The following is a 25,564-nucleotide window of genomic DNA, read 5'->3' on the forward strand; positions in this document are numbered from 1 at the left end:
GAGTGATTAATTGTATAAACGGTCATTAATTTTGGAATATCAAAGGCCCCTATGTCCAATAGGGGCCTTTGAATCATGTCTTACTTCATATACCGATATTCCATCAAATCCTTAAGAATATTAATCTCCTGGCATAATTCCTCTCCAACATTCGTCTCCAGAACCTTTTTCCGCTCCAGTTCTTTATCGACCAATCGCTTAACGGATAATACATCCGTACCGTCATGCAGCACTTCGTTCTTGGAGTTGAAATGCTTATGGGCGACGAGCTTCATGCCGTAGGAGTTATACAATAATGTGTATCCGGCGATGCCTGTTTTCGATTGATAGGCTTTGGAGAATCCGCCATCGATAACGATGATTTTCCCGTTCGCTTTGATCGGATTTTCTCCTTCAATCTCTTTTACAGGTGTATGACCATTAATGATGTGGCCATGCTCCGGATCTAGATCAAATTCTATCAGGATCTTTTCGCAGGTTTCCTCGTTTTCTCGCAGGTGGTAATAATGGTTTTTGATTTCTTTATGGGTCACTTTATCGCTGATAAAATAACGCTCAAAGGTTGTCATCGCTCTTTTACCGAAAAGAGAAGAGTATTCACCTGTCCATAAGTACCAGACCATATCGGTTGCCAAGTCATCTGTTTCTTCTGGATGAGCAAATGAGTGACGAAGATATTGCTCGAATCTATCCAGCAGCTCGCGGCCTGCGTAGCTCTTACCATCAATCTCCATTTTCTCCATGTTGCCATTTTCATCTACCGGTATGCATCCATGAATCAATAGGTTGCCGTTATATCGCAGATAAAGACTGCCTTTCCTCATAAGGAAGTTCATATGACGAGCCAGCTTTTCGGAATGCTGCACAGAGAATAGCAGCTTGTCGATCACTTGCTGTTCTTCTTCCAGCAGCATGTCAGGCTGCTTAGGATTGATTGTGGAGAAGCATGTATTTTCTAATGGGTAAGCTTTGCCATTCAATGTAATCTCATTTGAGTCAAAATCGATTTTCTCAAGCAGCAATCGTTCTTCCATATTAAAAAACTTTCTTCTTTTGATAATTGGGCTTTCCAGCTTGAATTGAATCATGGAAATGGCCTGATGCATTTTAGTTATTTGTATAATTTCTTCTTCAGATGTTTTCTTATCTGCTTGCGTTTTAGGACGAAACGCAGGGTTATCGTCATAATACTTCTCTGCCAGATTCAACAGCGGGCGCAGGTTGATGCCATACACATCTTCGATAATGTCCAAGTTGTCATAGCGCGCACAAATACGAAGGATATTCGCCAGGCAAACCTTTGATCCGGCAAAGGCGCCTATCCAGAGCACATCATGATTCCCCCATTGTATATCTACAGAGTGATAGTTGATAAGTTCTTCCATGATTTTATCCGGTTCAGGTCCTCGGTCATAAATATCACCAACGACATGCAGATGATCCACTACCAGCTGATGCGTACTGTAGGCAAGTCCTGTAATAAGCTTGTCAGCTTGTCCTAGCGAGATAACTTGCTCGAGAATCTCGTGATAATATTGCTCCTTATTTCCGGATTCCTCTGTTTTATATAGAAGTTCTTCAATAATATAAGCAAATTGATTAGGTAACGCCTTGCGCAGTTTCGAGCGTGTATATTTGGAAGAGGCATACGAGATGAGCTTAATCATTCGTTTGATCGTCTTTTTGTACCACTCGTTTAGATCTTCTTCCTGATTAAAGTCATTTTTAATGATTTGCAGTTTCTCTTCTGGATAATAAACCAAAGTAGCCAGCTCATCGATTTCTTTTTCAAAGATAACGCCGCTGAAGATATCTCTGATTTTTTCTTTTACTCTTCCAGAGCCGTTTCGCAGCACATGCTGGAAGGCTTGATATTCTCCATGTAAGTCACTGACAAAGTGCTCCGTACCCTTAGGGAGATTGAGAATTGCTTTTAGATTGATGATTTCAGTGACTACTTTTTCTTCCGTGTCATATTTCTGAGCTAGTAAGTCTAAGTATTTGGTGTTCAAGATTATGTATCTCCTTTCAGAATTACTAACTTTTACATAATTTTACTTCTTCTATTATAAAATAAATTTGCAAGTATAGGTGGAATTTGTGCTATTGTATCGAATTTTAATAGTTACATAATTGATAGTATCTTATTTTTCCCTTTCTGACTAAGCTGTGAAACAGGATAAGATTGGCAGTTCATATTTTTGAAATATAAAATGTTTGTTGTTAGATAAAATTAGGGCTCATATATGAGAATGTCTTAATTACGGGCATCCGGAAGAATATTCAAACTAACATAAAAATGTTAGCCATCTGTTCCACTTCGCTTTTTTCCCTTTACAGAGCCGTCGGAAAGCACTAATAATCTATCTGGAAATGTCTATAGTGCTTTTGAATCATGGGGATATTTACCTGTTTAACAAGAAATGATATTCCATATTTTCGGTAATATACTATCTATTTCACGAAGAGGCAAATATATGTATTTTAGATACTACTTTATGTAGTAAAATACTTTTGCATCGAAGTTTATACATCTTTGTCATTTTCTGCTATCTGATGTAATCAAATTAAAGAGGAGGTACAGAGTGAAAAATAACATGTCATCTACTAGCATAAGAGAGTTTTTTAACAAGATTTTGATTGGCGCTATGATTATGCTATTAGCAATCAATGGAGTAATGCCGTATTTTTCTAATTATTCTGTTTATGCTGCAGAAACTTTTACCATCAATGATACTGATTCTTATGGTTCAACTACTAATGGAATCATCTATCAATTTGATGGAACACAGCCGAGCTCTACGCCTAAAGCTAGTCTTACAGTAACAGGCGAACTAGCTGGGAAGATATTGAACGGCTTAGCAGTTGATAAAAACAATGGTGTTTTTTATGTGAATTATGGGCAGAACCTTTATACTATCAACCCAGATGGTTCGAGCCAGCTTGTTACTACATTAACAAGTGCTGCAGCAAATGCAGCTATCTCAGCGGATGGTACGAAATATCTCTATAATTACGGAGTCAATGGAAAATACTATATTGGCTCTTACGATTTGAATACGAAGGAACTAACTTCCGCAGAAATTAAAGGTTCCTACAGTAATGGAGATTCTGCCAGTTGGGGCGGTGATTTACTCGTAGATAACGAAGGTTATATATGGGTTAGCCGTGCTCTAGGTGGTGGAGTGACCGATTTATTACAAATTGATCCCAACACCTACACAGTTTTAAAAGAAGTGGAAATCACCTCGGACGATCCAATAGAATTCGGTGCCAGGGGATTGAGCTTCCTGCCCAGCGGACAAATATTAATGGTAGCCGGCAATACCAACCCAACCTTATATTTACTTGATAAGGATACGGTTAAAGCTACCTATCTAGGTGCCATGACAGGGCCCATCATTTCAGACTTGGCGTCTGGTGTAACCCCTTCTTTCAACCCTAGCCCAGATAGCCCTATATTGGAATCGGAGAAGACATCTAGCATCGCAGAAAAAGCCGATGGAAATACGGATGCGGAACATCCGGAAGTTGGAGATACGCTTTCATATGTTATCCAGGCTCGAAATACTGTCGAGAACTCTCCTATCACAAACTTAAGCATCAAGGACTCAATTCCGGATGGATTAGAATATATATCTGGAAGTTTGAAGCTGGATGGACAGGCAGTTTCTGATGCTGCGGGCGATGATGGTGGACAGGTAAGTGATAGAGATATCATTGGTCAATTCGGCGATGTCACCGATACAGAGTGGCATAAAGTTGAGTTCCAGGTGAAAGTCCAGACCGGCCAAGCCGGTAGTACCATCCAGAATACTGCTACTGTGAGTGGGGACAATATTGATCCACAGGAACCAAGTAATACTGTCGAGGTTGTCGAGAATCCGAATCCAGAAATTCCAGACAACCCGAATCCAGAAATTCCAGATGCCTGTGCTGCGCCAGTAGCATTGATTAATGGTGGTTTTGAAGAACCCACTGCAAGAAATCCAGGGGATACAGGTTCTCCAGGAGCAGAGCACGCATGGATGTATTTTTACGAGGATGAAGTTCCAGGTTGGGAAACAAATGCCTCTGATGATTTTATTCAAATTATGAATTCAGAGTATCCCTATAATGGGACGAAGGTTAACCCACCTGATGGAGATCAATACGCTGAATTGAACGCCAATCAAGTATCTGCATTATATCAAGATGTTGAGACTAATCCCGGACAAACAATTTATTGGCGCTTAGCCCATAGAGGTGGATTAGGTGAGGATACAATGGCTGTACAAATAGGTTCAGCAGAAATTCCAGCAGAGGATTTACCAGTAATTCAGGAAATAACTACTGGAAATACTGAATGGAAATATTATTCTGGTTCCTATAAAGTACCAGCAGGTCAGACAACAACAAGATTTGCTTTTAATTCTGTAAGCTCCGCACAGAATTTACCACTTTGGGGTAATCTATTAGACGATATCTTCTTGGGAACAGAACCATGTATCGTGGCGGAAAAATCCATTGCTCCTGAAGGTGATGTTTTTGAAGGAGACGAATTAACGTACGAAGTGACGACAAAAAATACTGGCGGAGACGTTGCGGCGGATGCTGTATTTGAGGATGCCATTCCAGAAGGAACGGAATATGTTCCAGGATCTATGAAGCTCGTAAATGGTTCCGATACAGTGAGCCTGACAGATGAGGACGATGATGATGCAGGCGTGTTCGATGGAAGTAAGGTAAGAGTCGAGCTTGGTGACGTACAGAACACGACAAACGCACCGGATGGCATCACCGTACAATTCAAAGTCAAAGCACTGTCCAGCCATGCAGGCGAGACCATTGCCAACAAAGCAAATATCCAGTACCAAAACTTACTGGCAAACGAAGAAGAAACGACAGAATCCAACGAGGTTACCACCAACATATTGGAAAATCCGGAATTCCCGGATGCCTGTGCTGCACCAGTAGCATTGATTAATGGTAGTTTTGAACAAGGACCTAGAGAAGGTGCATATGGTCCTATCTACTTTGATGAATCTGAAGTTCCGGGGTGGTCAACAACCGACGATGGATCCCCAACAGGAGATAAAGTCATTGAAATCTGGAACTATGAAACTGGCTATCCTGGCGGAGGGTCGAAGAACTTCCCTAAACCTCCCGAAGGTGTCAGATACGCAGAGTTAAATGCCTATGAAAATGGGATGCTATACCAGGATGTGGAGACAACTCCTGGACAAACGCTTTATTGGCGATTATCTCATATGGGACGTGCTGGGGTAGATACCATGCAGCTGCGTATAGGAGCTGCAACGGATGATCCCTACGACACGGCTATCATTGAACAAATGTCAGATGGCAACACAGCATGGGGGACATATACGGGATCTTATACAGTCCCTGCAGGTCAAACCGTTACACGTTTTGGCTTTGAAGCCTTAAGCTCGGCCAATGGAAGCATTGGAGTTGGTAACTTCTTAGACGATATCTTTCTTGGGACCAGTGCATGTGTAGTAGCGGAAAAAACTGTAGCTCCAGAGGGCCAGGTAAATGCTGGTGACGAATTAACGTACGAAGTGACGACAAAAAATAACGGCGGAGACATTGCCGCAGATACAGTCTTTGAAGATGCCATTCCGGAAGGAACGGAATATGTACCAGGATCTATGAAGCTCGTTAATGGTTCCGATACAGTAAGCCTGACAGATGCGGATGATGATGATGCTGGTGTGTTCGACGGGAATAAGGTAAGAGTCGAGCTCGGTGATGTACAGAACACGACAAACGCATCGGACGGCATCACCGTACAATTCAAAGTCAAAGCACTGTCCAGCCATGTAGGCAAGACCGTTGCCAACAAAGCAAATATTCAGTACCAAAACTTACTTACAAACGAATCAAAAACGACAGAATCCAATGAAGTGAATACGCCGATTGGCTATAAGGATCCTGTGACAGAGTCTGACAAATCATTCAGCATAGCTGCAAAAGCCGATGGGAACACGGACGCGGAACATGCAGAAGTGGGCGATACCCTAACGTATAAGATCCAGACACGTAATACCATTGAAGACAGCTTGATTCAGAATCTGAATATCACCGATACCATTCCAGAAGGATTGGAATACATTGCGGATACGTTGAAAGTAGACGGAGAAGCGGTGACGGATGAAGAAGACGAAGATAAAGGACAAGCAGTGAATGGCGACATTCTTGGTACGTTTGGAGATGTCACCGATACGGAATGGCACACAGTGGAATTCCAAGTGAAAGTACTGCCGGGACAGGCAAGCAAGGATATTCAGAATGTGGCAACTGTAGCCGGGGATAATCTGGAAACACCGGATAAGCCAGAAGAAGAAGTCAACGTATATCCGCGTATACCGGATCTAGAATCCGAGAAAACAGCGGCCAACCTAGATGCAGACAAAGACGGGTATGAAGTGGGCGACACAGTCGTCTATACGATAAAAGCCCGGAACCCTGTTTCGGACAGTTTGGTAGAGGACTTCGTGATTTCCGATGAATTACCAGAAGGCTTAAGCGTTGTGGACGGAAGCCTGGAAGTGAGTGACGGAGGAAGCGGAAGCTTCGAAGATGGTAAATTCACTGCCAACTTCGGCGATGTCGCAGATACCGAATGGCGTACCGTGACGTTCCAGGCGAAGATTGAATCCGGCCAGTCCGGCAAGAGGATTGAAAACGTCGCAGCCGTAACAGGCAGCAACATAGATACACCGGATGAGCCGAAGACGGATATCACAGTTGATCCGAAGGATCCAATAACAGAGTCAGACAAATCATTCAGCATTGCTGAAAAAGGGGAAGGGAACACGGATGCAGAACATGCGGAAGTGGGCGATACCCTAACATACAAGATTCAGACGCGTAATACCATCGAAGACAGTCTAATCCAGAATCTGAATATCTCTGATACTATTCCGGAAGGATTGGAATACAGTGCAGGAACGTTGAAAGTAGACGGCGAAGCAGTGACGGATGAAGAGGATGAAGATAAAGGACAGGCAGTGAATGGCGACATTCTTGGTACGTTTGGAGATGTCACCGATACGGAGTGGCACACAGTTGAATTCCAAGTGAAAGTAATGCCGGGACAGGCAAGCAAGGATATTCAGAATGTGGCCACTGTATCTGGGGACAACCTCGACACACCGGACAAACCGGAAGAAGTAGTCAAGGTATACCCACGTATACCCGTTCTAGAATCCAATAAAACCGCTGCGAACCTAGATCCTGAAAAAGAAGTGTTCGAAGTGGGAGATACAGTTGTGTACACCATCCAGACACGGAATACAGTATCCGATAGTCTGGCTGAGAATCTTATGATCTCTGATGTCATTCCAGCAGGGCTGACATATGTAGATGGAAGTCTGATCGTAAGTGATAACGGTATTGGTAATGCAGTTAATGGCACAGTCACTGCTAATTTCGGTAATGTACCGGATACTGGGTGGCGCACCGTGACGTTCCAGGCGAAGATCGAATCCGGCCAGTCCGGTAATAAGATTGAGAACATCGCGACAGTAACAGGCAGCAACATAGATAAACCGGATGAACCGAAGACGGATATCACAGTTGATCCGAAGGATCCTGTAACAGAGTCCGATAAATCATTCAGTATAGTTGAAAAAGGGGAAGGGAACACGGATGCAGAGCATGCGGAAGTGGGAGATACCCTAACGTATAAGATCCAAACACGTAATACCATCGAAGACAGCTTGATCCAGAATCTGAACATCACAGATACAGTTCCGGAAGGATTGGAATATGTTGCGGATTCGCTGAAAGTAGACGGCGAAGCAGTGACGGATGAAGAGGATGAAGATAAAGGACAGGCAGTGGATGGCGACATCCTTGGTACGTTTGGTGATATCTCCGATACGGAGTGGCACACAGTGGAGTTCCAAGTAACCGTACTATCCGGCCAGGCCGGGAAGGATATCCAGAACGTGGCCACAGTATCTGGAGATAATCTCGAAACGCCTGATAAACCAGAAGAAGAAGTGAAGGTTTATCCGCGTGTACCAGTTCTAGAATCCGAGAAAACAGCAGCAAACCTAGATGCAGATAAAGAAGGCTATGAAGTGGGCGACACGATTGTATATACAATCAAATCCCGCAACACGGTTTCTGATAGTTTAGTAGAAAACTTCGTGATCTCCGATGAACTGCCGGAAGGCCTAAGTTTTGTGGACGGAAGCCTGGAAGTGAGTGACGGAGGAAGTGGAAGCTTCGAAGATGGTAAAGTCACTGCCAACTTCGGTGATGTCGCAGATACCGAATGGCGTACCGTGACGTTCCAGGCGAAGATTGAATCCGGCCAGTCCAGCAAGAAAATCGAGAACGTTGCATCCGTAACAGGCAGCAACATAGATAGACCGGATGAACCGAAGACGGATATCACAGTTGATCCGAAGGATCCAAAACTAGAATCCGACAAATCATTCAGTATAGTTGAAAAAGGGGAAGGGAACACGGATGCAGAACATGCGGAAGTGGGAGATACCCTAACGTATAAGATTCAGACGCGTAATACCATCGAAGACAGCCTGATCCAGAATCTGAACATCACAGATACAGTTCCGGAAGGATTGGAATATGTTGCGGATACGTTGAAAGTAGACGGCGAAGAAGTAACAGATGCAGCAGATGAGGACAAAGGACAGGCAGTGGATGGCGACATCCTTGGTGCGTTCGGTGATATCACCGATACGGAATGGCACACAGTGGAGTTCCAAGTAACCGTCCTAACCGGCCAAGCCGGGAAGGATATCCAGAACGTGGCAACAGTATCTGGAGATAATCTTGAAACGCCTGATAAACCAGAAGAAGAAGTGAAGGTTTATCCGCGTGTACCAGTTCTCGAATCCGAGAAAACCGCTGCGAACCTAGATCCAGACAAAGAAGTGTATGAAGCAGGCGACACGGTTGTATATACAATCCAATCCCGCAACACGGTTTCTGATAGTCTGGTAGAAAACTTCGTGATCAACGATGAGTTGCCGGAAGGCCTAAGCTTCGTGGACGGAAGTCTGGAAATGAGTGATGGCGGTAAGGCAAGCTTCGAAGATGGAAAAATCACAGCAAGCTTCGGAGATGTAACGGACACTGAATGGCGTACCGTGACGTTCCAAGCGAAGATTGAATCCGGCCAGTCTGGCAAGAAAATCGAAAACGTGGCTTCCGTAACAGGAGGCAACATCGGAACACCGGATGAGCCAAAAACAGATGTGACGGTTGATCCAAAAGATCCAAAATTGGAATCCGAAAAAACAGCGAAGAATCTAGATGCAGACAAGGAAGCATATGAAGTGGGCGACATGGTTGTATATACAATCAAATCCCGCAACACGGTTTCTGATAGTCTGGTAGAAAACTTCGTGATCAACGATGAGCTGCCGGAAGGCTTAAGCTTCGTGGATGGAAGTCTGGAAACGAGTGAAGGCGGCAAGGCAAGCTTTGAGGATGGAAAAGTAACAGCCAGCTTCGGATATGTAACGGACACCGAATGGCGTACCGTGACGTTCCAAGCGAAAATCGAATCTGGCCAGTCTGGTAAGAAAATCGAAAACGTGGCTTCCGTAACAGGAGGCAACATCGAAACACCGGATGAGCCAAAAACAGATGTGACGGTTGATCCAAAAGATCCAAAATTGGAATCCGAAAAAACAGCGAAGAATCTAGATGCAGACAAGGAAGCATATGAAGTGGGCGACATGGTTGTATATACAATCCAATCCCGCAACACGGTTTCTGATAGTCTGGTAGAAAACTTCGTGATCAACGATGAGTTGCCGGAAGGCCTAAGCTTCGTGGACGGAAGTCTGGAAATGAGTGATGGCGGTAAGGCAAGCTTCGAAGATGGAAAAATCACAGCAAGCTTCGGAGATGTAACGGATACCGAATGGCGTACCGTGACGTTCCAAGCGAAAATCGAATCTGGCCAGTCTGGCAAGAAAATCGAAAACGTGGCTTCCGTAACAGGAGGCAACATCGAAACACCGGATGAGCCAAAAACAGATGTGACGGTTGATCCAAAGGATCCAAAACTGGAATCCGAAAAAACAGCGAAGAATCTAGATGCAGACAAGGAAGCATATGAATCAGGAGATACGATTGTGTATACAATCAAATCCCGTAATACGGTTTCCGATAGTCTGGTAGAGAACTTCGTGATCACCGATGAACTGCCGGAAGGCCTAAGCTTTGTGGACGGAAGTCTAGAAACGAGTGAAGGCGGTAAGGCAAGCTTTGAGGATGGAAAAGTAACAGCCAGCTTCGGAGATGTAACGGACACCGAATGGCATACCGTGACGTTCCAAGCGAAAATCGAATCTGGTTATGCTGGTAAGCACATTGAAAACGTTGCTACTGTATCTGCAGACAATATAGATACCCCAGATAAGCCAAATAAACTAATAGATATTCACAATGAAATAACTGAAACACCAGATGAACCGAGTAATACAGATGGACCAACCAACACAGATGGACCAAACAAACCAAATGGCAATGATACAACTTCAACGCCAAACGCGGGCAAACCTAGTGAAATATTCAATACTAATCCAGTTGCAGAGGAAGGTCAACATTTACCTAAGACTGCGTCAAATATTTTTAATCTGTTAATAGCAGGGATTGTTTTATTGGTAATTGGGTTGTCAATTCGGTTCGTACTCAACCGAAAAGCAAATAACTAGTTCACTAAATTTTATTGGAGTACAGAATGTAAATTCTGTACTCCTTTTTTTCGTTAAATCTTAAATGAGATACTTTTCTATTTATAGATGTGAGGAATCAAGCGAAAGGTCGTTCAATATGATAAAAATATTAATGTTCGACATGAATAGTATTTTGGGATCAGGAATTCAAGCAATCATTAATTTAGAATTTGACATGGAAGTGATTGGTGATTATAAAGATAAAGCAGAACTTGTTAATGCAATTAAGGAAAATATCCCTGATATCCTCCTAGTAAATACTACTTTTACGAATAACGAGGATTTTTCCGCTATTAATTGGATTAAGAAGGGATATCCTTCTATAAAGATAATTTTCATGATGTCTAAAAGTAATGAAGATATATTTCTAAGAGGAATACATATCGGTGTCGATGGTTTTCTTTTATATGAATCTGAACCAAGCTATCTTATAGAAAGCATGCGAAATATCTTTAAGGAAGAGATGGTTCTTTCAGGAAAGATTGCAAAGCTACTAATAGGCAGTATGATTTCAGAAGAAAAGAAGGAACTTTTGGTGAGGTTAAGAGAAAAGGAGTTTCATTTGACAGCTAGAGAATCTGATCTTGTATATCTAATTTATAAAGGGTTCGGAAATGCTGAAATAGCAAATGTACTTAAATTAAGTGATAAAACAATACGGGATTATGTAAGTAAATTGTATAAGAAGTTAGGGATATATTCCAGGAAAGAAGTTTTTCATTTGCTTGAACAATTAATGCTTGAAGAAAATGTATCTGGAGTTAAAGTATTGAGGTGACATGATGGGCAAGAATGCCAGCATTTTTCTTGAAAATCCTCTGCAGCCGCGGAGGGTTCTTCTCTTTTCAACGAGATATTATTGCACTCAGTTAATTACGTTTAAGCTTCCGATGTAAGCGCGTAAAATTGATATTCAGCGCACCGTAAGATTCTAACTTTGTGCCAATCGGCGAAGACATTACAGTTGAGCTCGATTTGGAACAATGAGGATATTGCCATGAGGCTTCTCTTTGAATACAGATGGAACCTTAGAACAGCAAATAATATAGACAATCAGAAAAAGTGCAGTGAATCAAGTTCACTGCGCTTTTTTCAATTTAAAGGTTAAGATGTACGTAGGTGGAACGAGAGGAACATTTATGAAAAAGTACTATGACCTACTCTAAATACTGTCATCACTCTATTTTCTTTTTTTATGAGTTGTCAGAATGCAAGCGAACGAATAGATGGAGAGAGTGCGTCTATGAAGAGGCATTTCTTTTTGTGTTTATATAAACGTGAAACTATATGTTTTCGTGTGCCGTATAGTGCTTAACAATATCAGGGGGAAAGCTATGGAAAAGATACTATCACACGTTATTGATCATTTGTTTTTCGTCTTGATACTGGCAATGGCAGTTGCTCAATATTATCCGGATTCTGTATTTGGTATCTTTAGGAATAATGTTATTGCGTTTGCAGTTTTAATAGGGATTATCTTTTTAAATCATGTTTCATCAAAGTTATTGCATGCTTCCTCAAGCATTGGAGAGCCTTACTTCATTCGCGGTCTGGGGGTGCTGTGGTTACTATGTACGATATTAAATCTCATCAGCCCGGATAAAGACACATTTGCTTCGTTTGATACTTTTCTATATTGGATTCTGATTGTATGTCTTATTTTTATAACTTAAAATATATTTTGAAAAAACGAAGAGAAAGGAAGGCAATCCTTTAAACAGGAAATAACCTTTCTTTTTGCTTGTATGGGGATTGCAGTCGCCACCTATACTGGAAATTAGCAGAGGCCATACTGCTTGTGGTAAAATTATAAGGTTAAAAATTTTAGAATGAGGTATCTGTATGAGCAAAATCAGAAAGCGTAACCGAAGTAAGTTATTCATTTTGTTACGAGGACTGTTCGTCATCCTCGGAGGATTCATCGCAGCATACGGCTTGGAAACCGTCCTGATCCCAAATAACGTATCAGACGGAGGCGTCACTGGTATCAGTATCGTCATCTCTCAACTTGCTGGACTGCCGCTAGGTGCACTAATCGCTATTATCAACCTTCCGTTTGTATGGTTGGGTTATAAACAGATAGGGAAAAGTTTCGCGATTTATTCCATTATCGGAATTGCGTCATTATCAATAGGTACAGTTCTCATGCATCACACGCCAGCTATTATCGAAGGCGACACCCTGCTCGTTACTGTAGTCGGAGGTATTATCCTAGGTTTAGGTATGGGTCTCGCATTACGTAATGGCGGAGCTGTAGACGGCATTGATATGCTGGCCGTTCTTCTATCACGTAAATTACCATTTGGAACAAGTGATTTGATCTTATTCCTTAATATGTTTGTCTTCATCTTTGTATCCACTGTATTTGGTCTGACGGGAGCCATTCTCTCAGCAATCGCCTACTTTATCGCATCCAAAGTCATCCACATTGTAGAAGAAGGTCTAAGCGGTTCGAAAACCTTCAAGATCATTACAACCGAGCCTAAGTTAATGGTTGAAACCATTCGTGACCGGCTGGGACGAAGCGCTACCTATAAGGAAGCATACGGTGGATATACACATGAGAGATTCATGGAAATTACTTGTGTTATCAACCGTTTAGAGGAAAGTAAGCTGAAAGAAATCATCAATGATATTGATGATGGAGCTTTTGTTACGATTTACGATGTAGCGGAAGTTAAGGGTGGTACCTTTAGGAAGAGTGATATTCACTAAGGTTCTAGAATGTAATCAGTTTTTAAAGCGTCAAACTATCTAGTTTGGCGCTTTTTATATGTATACGTTAACTCCTTAAGAAGAGATGAAAGAAAAGACTTTTACGATAATACGAATTGTTGTTTTATTATCTTAACATTATCATGAATAGAGAAACTACCATCTACGTTTAATGTCTGAAGACCCATCTGCATCCCTCACAACCTTCGGAGCAAACCCATTATCCCACTTCATCCAATTAGAAAAAGCTAAATCAGGATCTATCAATAAAGGAAGTAGTTAACTAACACAAATGGAGGCGATTAATATGACGAAAGCAGTTGCGATTACAGGCGGTCCGAAGAAGACGTCCCGATTGAATGGATCCGTGGAGTATGTGATTGCTGATTTGGAGTTGAAGGGCTGTGACTTGTCACATGTTGTAGTAGCGGATTTGCCAGCGGAAGATTTGCTGTATGCTAATTTTACAAGTGATAAAATCATCGACGCGACACAGCAGGAACAGAGGTGTTGTCGCTATTGACGACAAAACAGGTAGATACAGTTATTGTCACGGGCTGCACGACGAGCGGCTGCGTGCGGGCAACCACAATTGACGCATTTTCTTACGGATTCAAAACAATTGTCCCAGAGGAATGCGTCGGCGATCAAGCAAAGGAATCACATGATGCAAATCTGTTTGATGTGAATGCACGATATGCGGATGTCTTGCCGAAGGTGCGGGTGGTAGAGTATTTAGGTTCGCTGAAGACTTCGCCAATTACGACGTAGCACTGGAATGGGAAACACATCTTTTCTTTTAGAGGAGGTGTGTTTTTTTGTTTGTAAAATTGTTAGTGACAAAAGAAAGGCTAGAAAATTTCAGGAACTTCACGAGCCTTAATACGTAGTACTTCTTATACAACGTTTCATAATACATATTGAAATGATGGAGAGATGGCCGACATATTAACCTTACAGCCAGTTTATGAAATGGGTCATGTCGACAGAGATTTACCAATAAGCACAGAAGGAGGCACTCTGTAATGGTAATGACATTAAGAGCTATTGATGCGGATAACTGGCATGCTTGTGTGAAGCTGACAGTAAACGAGGAACAAAAACAGAACGTGGCTGAAAATGCCGTGTCACTTGCCCAAGCTGCTTATGAGAAGCAGTGGTATCCTCACGGCATATATTCAAATGAAACATTAGTTGGATTCCTAATGTTTGGAACAGATCAGGAAACAAAGCGCGTGGAATTGTGTCGTTTCATGATAGACAAGCAATATCAAGGGAAGGGTTATGGAAAAGCTACGCTTGTGAAGCTATTCGAACTAATCAATATCAGGTACGGAGCTATTTCCCTCTATACAAGTATCGTCCCAGAAAATGACGCAGCCAAGAAGCTCTATGAAAGTGCAGGGTTCAAAATGACAGGGGAAGTCATGTGGGAAGAGCTTGTGATGGTGAAACGGATAGAATAGATCTTTCTTTTCAGTAATAACATGTTGGTTTTAAACACAATTCTGTGTAGAGAATTGTGTTTTTTTGCATTGTTATGTGATTTTACAACATGTCCTTTTAGGTTTTTGCACCAAATTAACATAAATACTGGACATCATTAGAAAATGGAGTTATGATGTTTTCAACACCACTTGTAATACAAGTATACAAGTATATAAGTTTACAAGGGGATCACTTAGGAACAGGAGTGTGGCATATGCAGCAAACAAGCGTTGAACAGTTGAAACAGCATGCGATTGAGTTACGCAAAACAGCAGTCACGATGGTGTATGAAGCACAATCTGGACACCCAGGAGGTTCCTTGTCGGCTGCGGATGTTATATCTGCTTTATATTTCAGGGAAATGAATGTAGATCCGGCCAATCCGAAATGGGAAGATCGAGATCGATTCGTCTTATCAAAAGGGCATGTAGCTCCCATACAATATGCTGCTTTAGCATTGCGAGGCTTTGTTCCAAATGAAAGCGTATACACCTTGCGCCAATATGGTTCACCTTTCCAAGGGCATCCGGATATGAAGAAATGTCCCGGAATTGATATATCAACAGGATCATTAGGTCAAGGGTTATCCTGTGCTGTCGGAATGGCAATTGCAGGGCAGCGTGATGAGAAAGACTACCGCGTATTTGCGATGGTAGGCGATGGAGAGTGCCAGGAAGGACAGATTTGGGAAGCAATCCAAGCTGCAGTCAAATATAAGCTGGATAATTTGATTGTCTTTGTTGATAACAATCGTCTCCAAATCGATGGTTTCTGTGAAGATGTTATGCCGCTGCTCGATCTGGAAAAGAAATTCGATGCATTCGGTTTTGATACTACTCGTATTGATGGACACAGCATGGAACAAATCGTAGGGACATTGGATACTTTTGCGAAGCAGAAGAACGGCAAGCCGAAGTGCATTGTCTGCGATACCGTTAAAGGAAAAGGCGTCTCTTATATGGAGGACCAAGCTGCATGGCATGGTACAGCACCGAACAAAGAAGAATTTGAGTTAGCGATCAAGGAACTAGAAGGAGGCTTGCCAGTATGAGTGTGACAAAAAAAGCCGTCGAGAAAAAAGCGACAAGAGCTGCATTTGGAGACGAAATTGTCCGTTTGGGTGAGTCGAATAAGGATATTTATGTCGTGGATATTGATATCGGGAAATCTTGTAAAACAGATAAGTTCATCGAAAAATTCCCGATGCAGCATATCAATGTCGGGATCGCAGAACAGAATGGAGCAGGTATCGCAGCTGGGCTTGCGACAACAGGAAAGATTCCATTCATTAGTACGTACGCGGTATTTGGGTCTCTTCGCATGGCAGAGCAAATTCGTCAGGAAGTTTGCTATCCGAATCTGAATGTGAAAATCGCTTGCTCCCACGGCGGGCTGACACCAGGAAATGATGGCGGAAGCCACCAGGCGATCGAGGATATGGGCGTCATGCGATCATTCCCGAATATGACGGTCATTATGGGAGCGGATTATCATTCCACTCGCAAATTGATTGCCGAAGCAGCTGCTATGTACGGTCCGGTTTACCTGCGGTTCACACGTGATGCTGTACCAATGATTTATGACGAAAACGAGACATTCGAAATCGGCAAAGCAAAACAGCTTCGTGACGGAGAAGATATTGCCATCATTGCAAACGGTGATACTGTACGTTTGGCAATTGAAGCGGCTGAGCAGCTGGAGCAAAATGGTATTTCAGTCAAGCTGCTTGATATGCATACCATCAAGCCACTTGATGTAGAAGCAGTTAAAGATTGCCTAGATATCGGAAGAATCATCACCGTCGAAGATCACAATATCCTGAATGGCCTTGGCAGTGCTGTAGCTGAAGTCATAGCTGAAGCAGGGAAGGGACAGCTGGCAAGAATCGGTGTACAAGATAGATTCGGTGAATCTGCACCTTATGAGAAGCTGCTGGAAATCAACGGCATCACGGTAGAAAACATAGTGGCAACAGCAAACAAATTACTAACAAACTAATAGCATAGGAGTCTGGAGAACATGTTCAAATTGGATGATCGAGTCGCAATCGTAACAGGTAGTGGATCTGCAAAAGGAATCGGCCGGACTATCGCGCTGACATTGGCTGAGCAAGGTGCAAAAGTAGTGATTGCCGATATGAATAAGGAAGGCATCGAGGAGACTGTAGCTGTCATAACGGAAGCTGGAGGAACAGCTCTCGGAGTAGAAGTCAATGTGACAGATAAAGCATCTGTTGATGCAATGGTAGAAAAAACGCTGGATGCATTCGGGCGTATCGATATTCTTGTTAACAATGCTGGTATCTCGCAAAAAGTTACAGTTGAAGAAATGACAATTGAAGACATCACGAAAGTCTTCAACGTCAATATGTTTGGTCTGTTCCTATGTACGCAAGCTGTATTAGCGCCAATGCGCAAGCAGAAATTCGGCCGCATCGTCAGTTTGTCGTCTGTTTCCGCTAAGCGTGGCGGCGGTGTGTTCGGAGGGGCGCATTACTCCGCATCCAAAGCAGCTGTACTTGGATTCTCCAAAAACCTTGCACGGGAAGTGGGATTGGACGGCATCACTGTTAACTGTGTTGCACCGGGATTAGTGAATACGGATATCTGGAAGTCGCTGCCGCAGGAGGATGCTTTGCAAGTCATCTCTGGTATTCCGCTTGGCAGACCAGGGGAGACGAAGGAAATCGCTGCTGCAGTTGCATTCCTTGCATCAGAAGAATCCTCCTATATTACTGGGGAAGAAATCGATATCAATGGTGGCTCGCATATGGACTAAATAATTGGGGCGGGCCACTGGCCCCGTCCTGCATCTAAATGATTGGAGGAATAATCTTGGAGCAGCACATGCTTGAGAAATCCACTACCCGGAAAGTTACATTACGTCTGATACCGTTTCTGTTTCTCTGTTTCTTTATCTCGATCCTCGATCGTGTGAATATCAGTTTTGCAGCTTTACAGATGAATGAAGATCTTGGCTTCTCGAATGCTGTCTACGGCCTTGGAGCGGGTATATTCTTCTTAGGTTACTTCCTGCTGGAGGTACCAGGAAGTGCAATCATGACCAGGATTGGAGCACGTCGCTGGATCAGCCGAATTATGATCTCATGGGCAATTATCGCGATCCTGATGGCATTTGTACAGGAACCATGGCAGTTTTATACTGCTAGATTCCTATTAGGGATAGCAGAAGCAAGTTTCTATCCATGTATGGTGTATTATTTGAGTGGCTTCTTCCAATCGAAGCATCACGCTAAGGCAATCGCAGCCTTTATGCTTGCGATACCTGGAGCTAATGCAGTGGGGGCACCCTTATCTACATTCTTGATGCAGATTAATTGGTTGAACCTTGCAGGCTGGCAATGGTTGTTTATTTTGGAAGCGATTCCGGCTCTTATTCTGGGGATCATCTGCTTCTTCTATTTGGATGATCGTCTGGAAGATGTGAACTGGCTGAAGCCAGAAGAGAAGAACTGGCTGCTGGATGTAACGCAGAAGGAAAAAGAAGCGAAGCAGCAAGTAAAGCATTACACGTTTGCGCAAGCATTGAAAGATCGAGATGTCCTGATTCTTTCTGCGGGCTACTTCTGCTGGATGTTCGGCTACTACGGCATCAATATGTTCCTCCCGACCGTGACAGAGTCAATGTCGGAGTCCTTGTCGATAAGCACGCAGGGGCTAGGGTGGCTTCTAGGTTTGATGTATGCTATCGCCATGGTGGCAATGATCTTAGTCGGAAACCATTCAGACAAAAAGAACGAAAGACGCTGGCATGTGGCTGCTTGTTTAACAACGAGTGCAATCGCTATGATTGCGAGCAGCTATGTGGCTGAATCAAATATCATTCTATCGTTCGTATTGCTGACAGTAGCGCTGTGCGGGGCCTTTGGAGCATATTCTCCGTTCTGGGCAATACCTCCATCCTTCCTAACAGAGTCAGCGGCAGCTGGTGCGATTGCTTTGATCAACAGTATCGGAAATCTTGGCGGGTTCTTCGGACCATATGCAGTCGGGTATATCCGTGATACAACTGGTTCTTTCACAATGAGCATGATTTTTCTCGGAATCAGCATGATTCTAAGCTCGCTAATCATAATATTCCTAGTGAAGCAGTCCGGAAAAGCAGTGTCCCGGATTGCTGAAAAGAAACTCGGTAAATCAAGCTAATAGAAGCATGACAAAAAAACAATCGGAGGCGAAGAAAATGGAAGAAAAATTGAATTCAAAGCAAACGATTATTTGTCAGGATTGCGATGATGTGATTGATGTGACAGACAGCCCGGAAGGCGGACGTGTATTGTACGGTGTATGTCTGGAATGCCGAGAGGATAATGGGACAGCGGAATAAAGGGAAAAGGAGTCAGCATATGCTGACTCCTTTTATACTTTCCAATAGCGTTCATACAGGTTATCCATGTGAAGCTTCATTAAGGCCTCTGCTTTTTCCTCATCATGATCCTCAATTGCTTCGATTAAGTTCTTATGCTCATGGAAGTTCACGCCGCGGAAATCAGGTCTTGTTACTGTACGATCGCGGATGAAGGTCCACATTTGCTGCTGTTTCATAGCGCTGCTGATTGTAGCCATGAACTGGATGTATAGATCGTTATGGGATGCTTTTGCGATGCCATTATGCAATTTTTCATCCGTTTCTGGAACATATACGCCATCATTTGTTTCTTTCTCCATTTGCTTGATTGTTTCATTCAGTTCTTTCAAATCTTCCTCTGTTGCACGCATAGCGGCGAATCGTACGATTAGCGGTTCGATGTTCATCCGAGCTTCGACAATATCCTCTGGGGAGATATTTGATAGGAAGGCAGGGGAATACATCTCATCTGCTGGCAGGGACTTGATGAATACACCTTCACCCTGCCTGGAATAGGTGAATCCGTTCATTTCCAGTGCACTCATTGCTTGGCGCACCGGTGCACGGCTTACCCCGAATTGTTCGCACAGCTCCCGTTCTGATGGCAGCTTATCTCCAACCTTGAAAGCACCAGACTTCATTTGCTCAACGATTTGTTCATAAATTTGTATGTATAGTCTTTTATTTGTTACTGGATTAAAGTTCATGATGACCCACCTCGTTATAGAAGTTCCTACTTAAATTATAATGCTTTGCGGGCATTCCGGCAAAAGAGTGAGCTACAGCGTGCAGGAAGTCGCCTCATTTGAGATTAATGCAGAAAAGTTATTTAAGTCCTACATTGATTTGGAAAAATATGGACTATAGTAACGTATGTTCGGCCCTTGACCTTTGATATAATAGTAGGACAATAGCATAGGTGACTCAAGGGTGGTTTGCGCATTACTCTTTCCTTTATCGGAGGGTGGTGTAGCGGATGACGGTGGCAGAGGCGTTGAGGTTGATGATCGGATTTGGAACGTTGATTGTTGCGATCTTGTCGGAAAAGAACCAGAAAAAATAACCACCCTTGAGTTGGCAGCTCGAGAAGGGTGGTTATGTTACCTCTTTTTCGCGCAGATCCCCTAGGGAATCATGCTATTACTGGACAGACCGATTGGTGTTGGCAGCACCGGACGGTCTTTTTCTTTGCACAAATATTATAGTAACGCAATTGGAAGGGATTGTCATGTGACTATTGGAGTAAAACCTGTTCACTAATCCTTTTCGTAATCTTTCATTGTTAAACTTGATTCAAAAGTATTGCAGTTATTTGTTGAGGCAAAGTCTATCCTGTAATGGAGGACAACAGGCCATAATTCATTAACACTTAATGGTTCGTCATACCGAAAAGCTTGGCATTTTAAGGATTACGATGACAATGATGATTGCCTGGAACTGGTCATTCTTGCCACTATCTACTAGTTTTAATTTATATACTGGTGAAAGAATCGGGAAAAGAGCTATCCGCATGACAACAAGGGTTCTGCGAGACATGAATCTGTTACCTAAATATAAGAAATATTCAAAAAGTATTGACTTTATTTTTTGCATAATTTATATTTCAACTAACAATTAAATTACCTTATCAAGAGAGGTGGAGGGACTGGCCCTATGATACCTCGGCAGCAGACTTTTATAAAAGCACTGTGCCAAATCCAGCAAGCGTATGCTTGGAAGATAAGAGGAGTATGATAAATGACCGTTTTTTAACCTCTTCTTATTTTAAGAAGAGGTTTTTTTCATGCAGTGAAGTTCTTATCATATCGCGTTACCTCTTGCGACGGGCAAGAAGCGTTAGATTTTCGAATGGACTTTTTGAATAAAATTGGAGAGGAAGATGAAAATGGGAACAAATACTGCAAACGAGTCAACGCAATATTTGAAAATTGCAACCATACTGGCTCAAGAATTTGCAAAGGATGCTGCAGAACGTGACAAAGCCGGCGGTACAGCTAAGAAACAACGAGATGCCTTGAGAGAAAGCGGACTGCTAAATCTTCATATTCCTAAAGAATTCGGTGGCGAAGGGCAGCCTTGGTCACTTGTACTTAGAATTGTTCGGGAATTAGCAAGAGCGGATGCAGCTCTCGGTCATCTATATGGCTACCATGTCTTTCAAACTGTTTTGCCGCATATTGCGGGTACTACGAAACAAAAAGAGTATTTCTATACGCAATCAGCAAAAAACAACTGGTTCTGGGGAAACTCGTCAAATCCGATTGAACCTAGTTTAATCGGAAAAAGGCAGGATGATGGTTTTATTGTAAATGGACATAACACTTTCAGCACAGGAGCTAAGGATTCTGATCGTTTAGCTATAACATGGTATGACAATCCTGAAAAAACAACTTTTTACCTTGGGATAATTTCAACCTCTAGAGAAGGTATTACAATCAATGATGATTGGGATGGAATTGGCCAAAGGCAAACAGATAGCGGGTCCGTTATATTTGAAAATGTAGTAGTAGAAGCAGATGAAGTTATCGATTTTACGGAATCTAAAGGAACGCCTTTTGCCACTTTTGATGCTATTTTATCGCAGATTGTTTTAGCGAATGTATTCGTAGGTTCTGCAGAAGGAGCATTGGAAGAAGCAAAGAAATATACGATTGAAAAATCACGACCTTGGTATCTGACAAGCTATGAAAAAGCTATTGATGATCCATATATTCAGCGTAGTTACGGCGAATTTTGGATTGATATTCAGGCGGCAGTTCAGTTAGTGGAAGAAGCCGGTAAGAAAGTAGATGAAGCTTGGGCGAAAGACCGTTCACTCACCAAAGAGGAACGAGGAGAAACTGCTCTTTTGACAGGAGCAGCGAATGCTTTTGGTACCAAGGTTGCCTTGCATGTAACAAGCAATATTTTTCAGGTAATGGGTGCTCGTTCAGCTACTAGAAAAAATAACTTTGATAGGTTTTGGAGAAATGTCCGCACACACTCCCTTCATAATCCCATTGAATATAAACGGAAAAACATAGGACACTGGGTGTTAACCGGGGAGTATCCGACTCCTACTGTGTATTCATAAGTACAGTCCTTTTATCTTTAATCGAATGATACCTTTCCAGGTACTATAGTAACGAAATTTATGGTAAAATATGGACTTTTGTTATATATGGGCTTTCTTGAACCTCTGATATAATGGTGAGACAATAGCATAGGTGACTCAAGGGTGGTTTGCGCATTACTCTTTCCTTAATGGAGGGTGGTGTAGCGGATGACGGTGGCTGAGGCGTTGACGTTGATGATCGGATTTGGGACGTTGATTGTTGCGATCTTGTCGCAGAAGAACGAGAAAAAATAACCACCCTTGAGTTGGCAGCTCGAGAAGGGTGGTTATGTTACCTCTTTTTCGCGCAGATCCCCTAGGGAATCATGCTATTACTGGACAGACCGATTGGTGTTGGCAGCACCGGACGGTCTTTTTCTGTGCACAAATAATATAGTAGCGCAATTGGAAGGGATTGTCATGTGACTATTGGAGTAAATCCTGTTACTTCTCCATTTCAGTCATCAACTCTTCGTACTTGTTCAAGTCAGCTTCGGATGTACTCCAGCCCTCTGCGTATATATTGGATACCGTGCCGCCAGACACGCCAATGATTGCCTGTACATTTTCTTGTTCGTTCGTAACGAGTGCATAAGTGATAGGAAGACCTTTATAAGGATCTATTTCTTTCGTAATTTCAGCGGCTGCAATAGCTTGTATAAAAGGTGAATCCATATTATCCAGGATGGTGCTAGTGTAGTCACTGGAAACAAGCTCTGTCAGCTGCTCTTCTGTTGCATCTTCCTTCAGAAGATCGATAAAATGCTGTACAACACCGTCGTTTACCTCTGTATCAAAGGTAAAGTCCTCTGGCTTTGCTTCCTGAATGGATTCCTGCAAGTCGGCATCGGCAGCAACAGGCTCAGGTCCATTATCAAACATTGGCAAAGAACGAACGGCAAAAAGAATGATAACTGCCGCAAACATCGCAAAAAATGGCCAGTGGCTGTATTCTTGCGGAGGTGCGGGACGAAATGGAGCTAACGGTTTGTTAGGGTCCGTTTCTTCTGCCTCGGTTTCGTCCATACGTTTCTTGACTGCAGTGACATTCTCTGATTGCCACACCTTTGCCAGCTGCTGCTCCAGTTCTTCCTGAGATAAGGGAGTAACATCATTTTCAGGTTGTTTAGCAGAAGCGATATTTGCTTGCATCTCCTGGATAGCATCTCGCTGGTTTTGCGCTGTTTTTTCCTTCATCTGTTCTTCTTCTTTTTGGGTGATGCCGCTCTTATCCAGCATATATCGCTTTATACGGTGTACCGCATAGAAAGAAACGGCATAGGCACCAATCAGAATGAACGCATAAGGTCCTAAGAGCAAGTAAAGAACAGTACTTTCGATCACGAAAAGAAACAGCAGAATCCAGAAGATATTCACTTTTTCTTTGAAGGCTTTCCAAATCCATTTTCCAGGAAGAATGAGTGCAAAGTAATCCAAGTCATTCTTCGTCCGGACAACAATATTCTTTGTTGGGTGGATACGTGAGTATGCCTGCCGTACTTCCGTATTATCAGGTGCGAGCCGCATCGCTTCATCAATTAGCATCTTTGCCTTTTTGTACTTTCTGAAATGATAGGCCAACTCGGCAAACCGAAGCAGATGCTGGACATGCTCAGGATTGATGCTGAGCGCTTGCTGTTCGTATTTTTCAGCTTCCTTTTTTCTGCCTAAATGATACAGGAGCATGCTGTAGTTGGCCAAATAGTCCTCTTGCTGCGGATCAAGCCGAATGGCTTCTTCATATGCTACAAGGGATATTTCATGATCTTTATTCAGGTTGGCTTGCGCATACTGGAAATGAAAATAGGAGTTATCAGGATAATGCTTGATTCCTGTATAAACCAATTCCCGCCATTTGTCAGGATTAATCCCGCTAATGAAAAGATAATGTGTATATGTGGAAAGCACATCCTCATTTGTTGGTGCTAAGGCTAAGGCCTTGTCCCACCAAACTAGTGCTTCATCCTGTTTATTGATGAAATGATGATAAAGACCAAGTAAAAAATAGCCACTGGGAGCTTCCGGGTTTTCACGGATAGCATCCTCCGCAAGCTCTTCCGCTCGGACATATTCGCCTTGCTTGATATAATGTCCGAGCAGCATTACTTCGTTTGAACTAGGTTCGTATAGTGACATCGTATCCTTCCTTACTTCACATTGTGCTGGTAAATGTAATCCAGCACGTCCTGATATTCCTGATTGGCATCACTGAATTTAGCATAGCTTTTTGCAGTGGAGAACCATTCTAGTGTTGTTGCTTTCCGCTTTTCCAGCGCATGCAATAAGTCTTCATTTGTCATTGGCTGGATGGTACCTGTTTCAAAAGAACGTGTAATCGCAGAATCGACAGCATCTTGTACGAGATATTCCAGATCGGCTCCGGAAAAATGCTCGGTATATTTAGCAACCAGGTCAAGCTGCAGTTCCTCAGCCGGTTTGCCTTTTGTCTTAATCGACAGTATTGCTTTCCGTTCCTCTAAATCTGGGGGAGAAAGGAAGATAAGGGAATCGAACCGTCCAGGACGACGAAGTGCAGGATCCAAGTACCATGGTGTATTCGTTGCTCCTATGATATAGACTCCATCGTTGTTTGACATGGAACCGTCCATTTCCACTAGAAGCTGGTTCACAAGTGTGCGGCTGTGATGGCTCACTTTCTGGCGGTTTCCGCCAAGCGCATCCAGTTCATCGATGAACAGCACACAAGGCGTCTGTCTTCTGGCATCCTCAAACAACTCATGCAAATTCTGCTCCGATTCACCCATCCATTTGGACAGGATCGCTTGAATGTCCAAATGGATGAAATTGGCGTTTATTTCTCCGGCTACCGTCCGTGCCAAGAAAGTTTTCCCACATCCCGGCGGGCCATAAAAGAGCAAGCTGCCGCCTGCTTTCTTCCCGAAAGCCTCGAAGATCTCAGGGTTTTGGATTGGCATGATAAAATCGGTCCGGATTTTCTTCTTCACATCCTCCAAACCACCAACATCCTCAAACGTCTCCAAACGCTGATCAATTTCAACCATCTTTTTCTTTTCATTATCGTACATGATGGTCTTCGTTCTGCCTGGTTTCATCTCTCTATCCATAAGGCTCCTCCTCTGTATCTCTAGTCAATAGTGTAATAGATGGTGGTTGTTTTTTCCATGTGAAACATAAAGAAGGGTGAGAAATG

Annotated in this window: 20 protein-coding genes and 1 riboswitch; of the genes, 15 read left to right on the forward strand and 5 right to left on the reverse strand. The window is 42.9% G+C overall.

From position 1 onward, the window contains the following. Positions 1 to 80: 80 nt before the first annotated feature. Positions 81 to 2,012, reverse strand: a complete 1,932-nt coding sequence (gene fbp / locus ABXS78_RS02970) for a fructose-1,6-bisphosphatase (RefSeq protein ID WP_366248850.1) — start codon at positions 2,010 to 2,012, stop codon at positions 81 to 83. 573 nt (positions 2,013 to 2,585) lie between these two features. On the opposite strand from fbp, the gene ABXS78_RS02975 reads away from it, so the two are divergent. From ABXS78_RS02975 to ABXS78_RS03030, 12 genes are all read left to right on the forward strand, one after another. Further along, a complete protein-coding gene (locus ABXS78_RS02975; protein WP_366248851.1) occupies positions 2,586 to 10,706 on the forward strand; it encodes an isopeptide-forming domain-containing fimbrial protein in 8,121 nt (2,706 codons plus the stop codon). 118 nt (positions 10,707 to 10,824) lie between these two features. Next, complete coding sequence (locus tag ABXS78_RS02980; RefSeq protein ID WP_366248852.1) at positions 10,825 to 11,505, forward strand: response regulator transcription factor; 681 nt, start codon at positions 10,825 to 10,827, stop codon at positions 11,503 to 11,505. 556 nt (positions 11,506 to 12,061) lie between these two features. Next, positions 12,062 to 12,400 carry a hypothetical protein gene (locus ABXS78_RS02985; RefSeq protein WP_366248853.1) on the forward strand — a complete coding sequence of 113 codons (339 nt, stop codon included), beginning with the start codon at positions 12,062 to 12,064 and terminating at the stop codon, positions 12,398 to 12,400. 169 nt (positions 12,401 to 12,569) lie between these two features. Next, complete coding sequence (locus ABXS78_RS02990) at positions 12,570 to 13,442, forward strand: YitT family protein (protein WP_366248854.1); 873 nt, start codon at positions 12,570 to 12,572, stop codon at positions 13,440 to 13,442. Between the two features lie 307 nt (positions 13,443 to 13,749). Continuing rightward, positions 13,750 to 13,965 (forward strand): hypothetical protein, encoded by a 216-nt coding sequence (locus ABXS78_RS02995; protein WP_366248855.1) that lies wholly within the window; start codon positions 13,750 to 13,752, stop codon positions 13,963 to 13,965. After that, entirely contained in the window at positions 13,962 to 14,213 is a 252-nt protein-coding gene (locus ABXS78_RS03000) for an isochorismatase family protein (protein WP_366248856.1), read from the forward strand. Before ABXS78_RS02995 ends, ABXS78_RS03000 begins: the two co-directional genes overlap by 4 nt. Positions 14,214 to 14,467: 254 nt before the next feature. Beyond that, positions 14,468 to 14,908 carry a GNAT family N-acetyltransferase gene (locus tag ABXS78_RS03005; protein ID WP_366248857.1) on the forward strand — a complete coding sequence of 147 codons (441 nt, stop codon included), beginning with the start codon at positions 14,468 to 14,470 and terminating at the stop codon, positions 14,906 to 14,908. A gap of 236 nt (positions 14,909 to 15,144) precedes the next feature. Then, the gene (locus ABXS78_RS03010; RefSeq protein ID WP_366248858.1) at positions 15,145 to 15,981 is read left to right on the forward strand and encodes a transketolase; all 837 of its coding nucleotides are present in this window, start codon (positions 15,145 to 15,147) and stop codon (positions 15,979 to 15,981) included. After that, entirely contained in the window at positions 15,978 to 16,928 is a 951-nt protein-coding gene (locus ABXS78_RS03015) for a transketolase C-terminal domain-containing protein (protein ID WP_366248859.1), read from the forward strand. Before ABXS78_RS03010 ends, ABXS78_RS03015 begins: the two co-directional genes overlap by 4 nt. A 21-nt stretch (positions 16,929 to 16,949) precedes the next feature. Then, the gene (locus ABXS78_RS03020) at positions 16,950 to 17,708 is read left to right on the forward strand and encodes an SDR family NAD(P)-dependent oxidoreductase (protein WP_366248860.1); all 759 of its coding nucleotides are present in this window, start codon (positions 16,950 to 16,952) and stop codon (positions 17,706 to 17,708) included. 56 nt (positions 17,709 to 17,764) lie between these two features. Then, positions 17,765 to 19,096 carry an MFS transporter gene (locus ABXS78_RS03025; RefSeq protein ID WP_366248861.1) on the forward strand — a complete coding sequence of 444 codons (1,332 nt, stop codon included), beginning with the start codon at positions 17,765 to 17,767 and terminating at the stop codon, positions 19,094 to 19,096. Positions 19,097 to 19,133: 37 nt separating this feature from the next. After that, positions 19,134 to 19,277, forward strand: coding sequence for a GapA-binding peptide SR1P (locus tag ABXS78_RS03030; RefSeq protein WP_366248862.1), 144 nt, complete (start codon positions 19,134 to 19,136; stop codon positions 19,275 to 19,277). Positions 19,278 to 19,309: 32 nt separating this feature from the next. Here ABXS78_RS03030 and ABXS78_RS03035 read toward each other — a convergent pair whose 3' ends face one another. Continuing rightward, a complete protein-coding gene (locus ABXS78_RS03035; protein WP_366248863.1) occupies positions 19,310 to 20,005 on the reverse strand; it encodes a FadR/GntR family transcriptional regulator in 696 nt (231 codons plus the stop codon). A gap of 269 nt (positions 20,006 to 20,274) precedes the next feature. On the opposite strand from ABXS78_RS03035, the gene ABXS78_RS03040 reads away from it, so the two are divergent. Beyond that, positions 20,275 to 20,361 carry a putative holin-like toxin gene (locus tag ABXS78_RS03040; RefSeq protein ID WP_366249861.1) on the forward strand — a complete coding sequence of 29 codons (87 nt, stop codon included), beginning with the start codon at positions 20,275 to 20,277 and terminating at the stop codon, positions 20,359 to 20,361. A gap of 317 nt (positions 20,362 to 20,678) precedes the next feature. Here ABXS78_RS03040 and ABXS78_RS03045 read toward each other — a convergent pair whose 3' ends face one another. Beyond that, positions 20,679 to 20,834 (reverse strand): hypothetical protein, encoded by a 156-nt coding sequence (locus ABXS78_RS03045; protein WP_366248864.1) that lies wholly within the window; start codon positions 20,832 to 20,834, stop codon positions 20,679 to 20,681. Between the two features lie 85 nt (positions 20,835 to 20,919). Continuing rightward, positions 20,920 to 21,024, forward strand: a riboswitch (SAM riboswitch). A gap of 159 nt (positions 21,025 to 21,183) precedes the next feature. On the opposite strand from ABXS78_RS03045, the gene ABXS78_RS03050 reads away from it, so the two are divergent. Beyond that, entirely contained in the window at positions 21,184 to 22,371 is a 1,188-nt protein-coding gene (locus ABXS78_RS03050; RefSeq protein WP_366248865.1) for an acyl-CoA dehydrogenase family protein, read from the forward strand. A gap of 189 nt (positions 22,372 to 22,560) precedes the next feature. Further along, positions 22,561 to 22,647: a putative holin-like toxin gene (locus tag ABXS78_RS03055; RefSeq protein WP_366249862.1), complete on the forward strand. Its 87-nt coding sequence runs from the start codon at positions 22,561 to 22,563 to the stop codon at positions 22,645 to 22,647. A 189-nt stretch (positions 22,648 to 22,836) separates the two neighbouring features. Here the strand turns inward: ABXS78_RS03055 and ABXS78_RS03060 are convergent, their stop codons facing one another. After that, positions 22,837 to 24,528: a tetratricopeptide repeat protein gene (locus ABXS78_RS03060; RefSeq protein WP_366248866.1), complete on the reverse strand. Its 1,692-nt coding sequence runs from the start codon at positions 24,526 to 24,528 to the stop codon at positions 22,837 to 22,839. An 11-nt stretch (positions 24,529 to 24,539) separates the two neighbouring features. Beyond that, positions 24,540 to 25,478, reverse strand: a complete 939-nt coding sequence (locus ABXS78_RS03065) for an ATP-binding protein (protein ID WP_366248867.1) — start codon at positions 25,476 to 25,478, stop codon at positions 24,540 to 24,542. Positions 25,479 to 25,564 lie beyond the last annotated feature (86 nt).

This window comes from Terribacillus aidingensis, assembly GCF_040703035.1.
Taxonomy (GTDB): domain Bacteria; phylum Bacillota; class Bacilli; order Bacillales; family Amphibacillaceae; genus Terribacillus.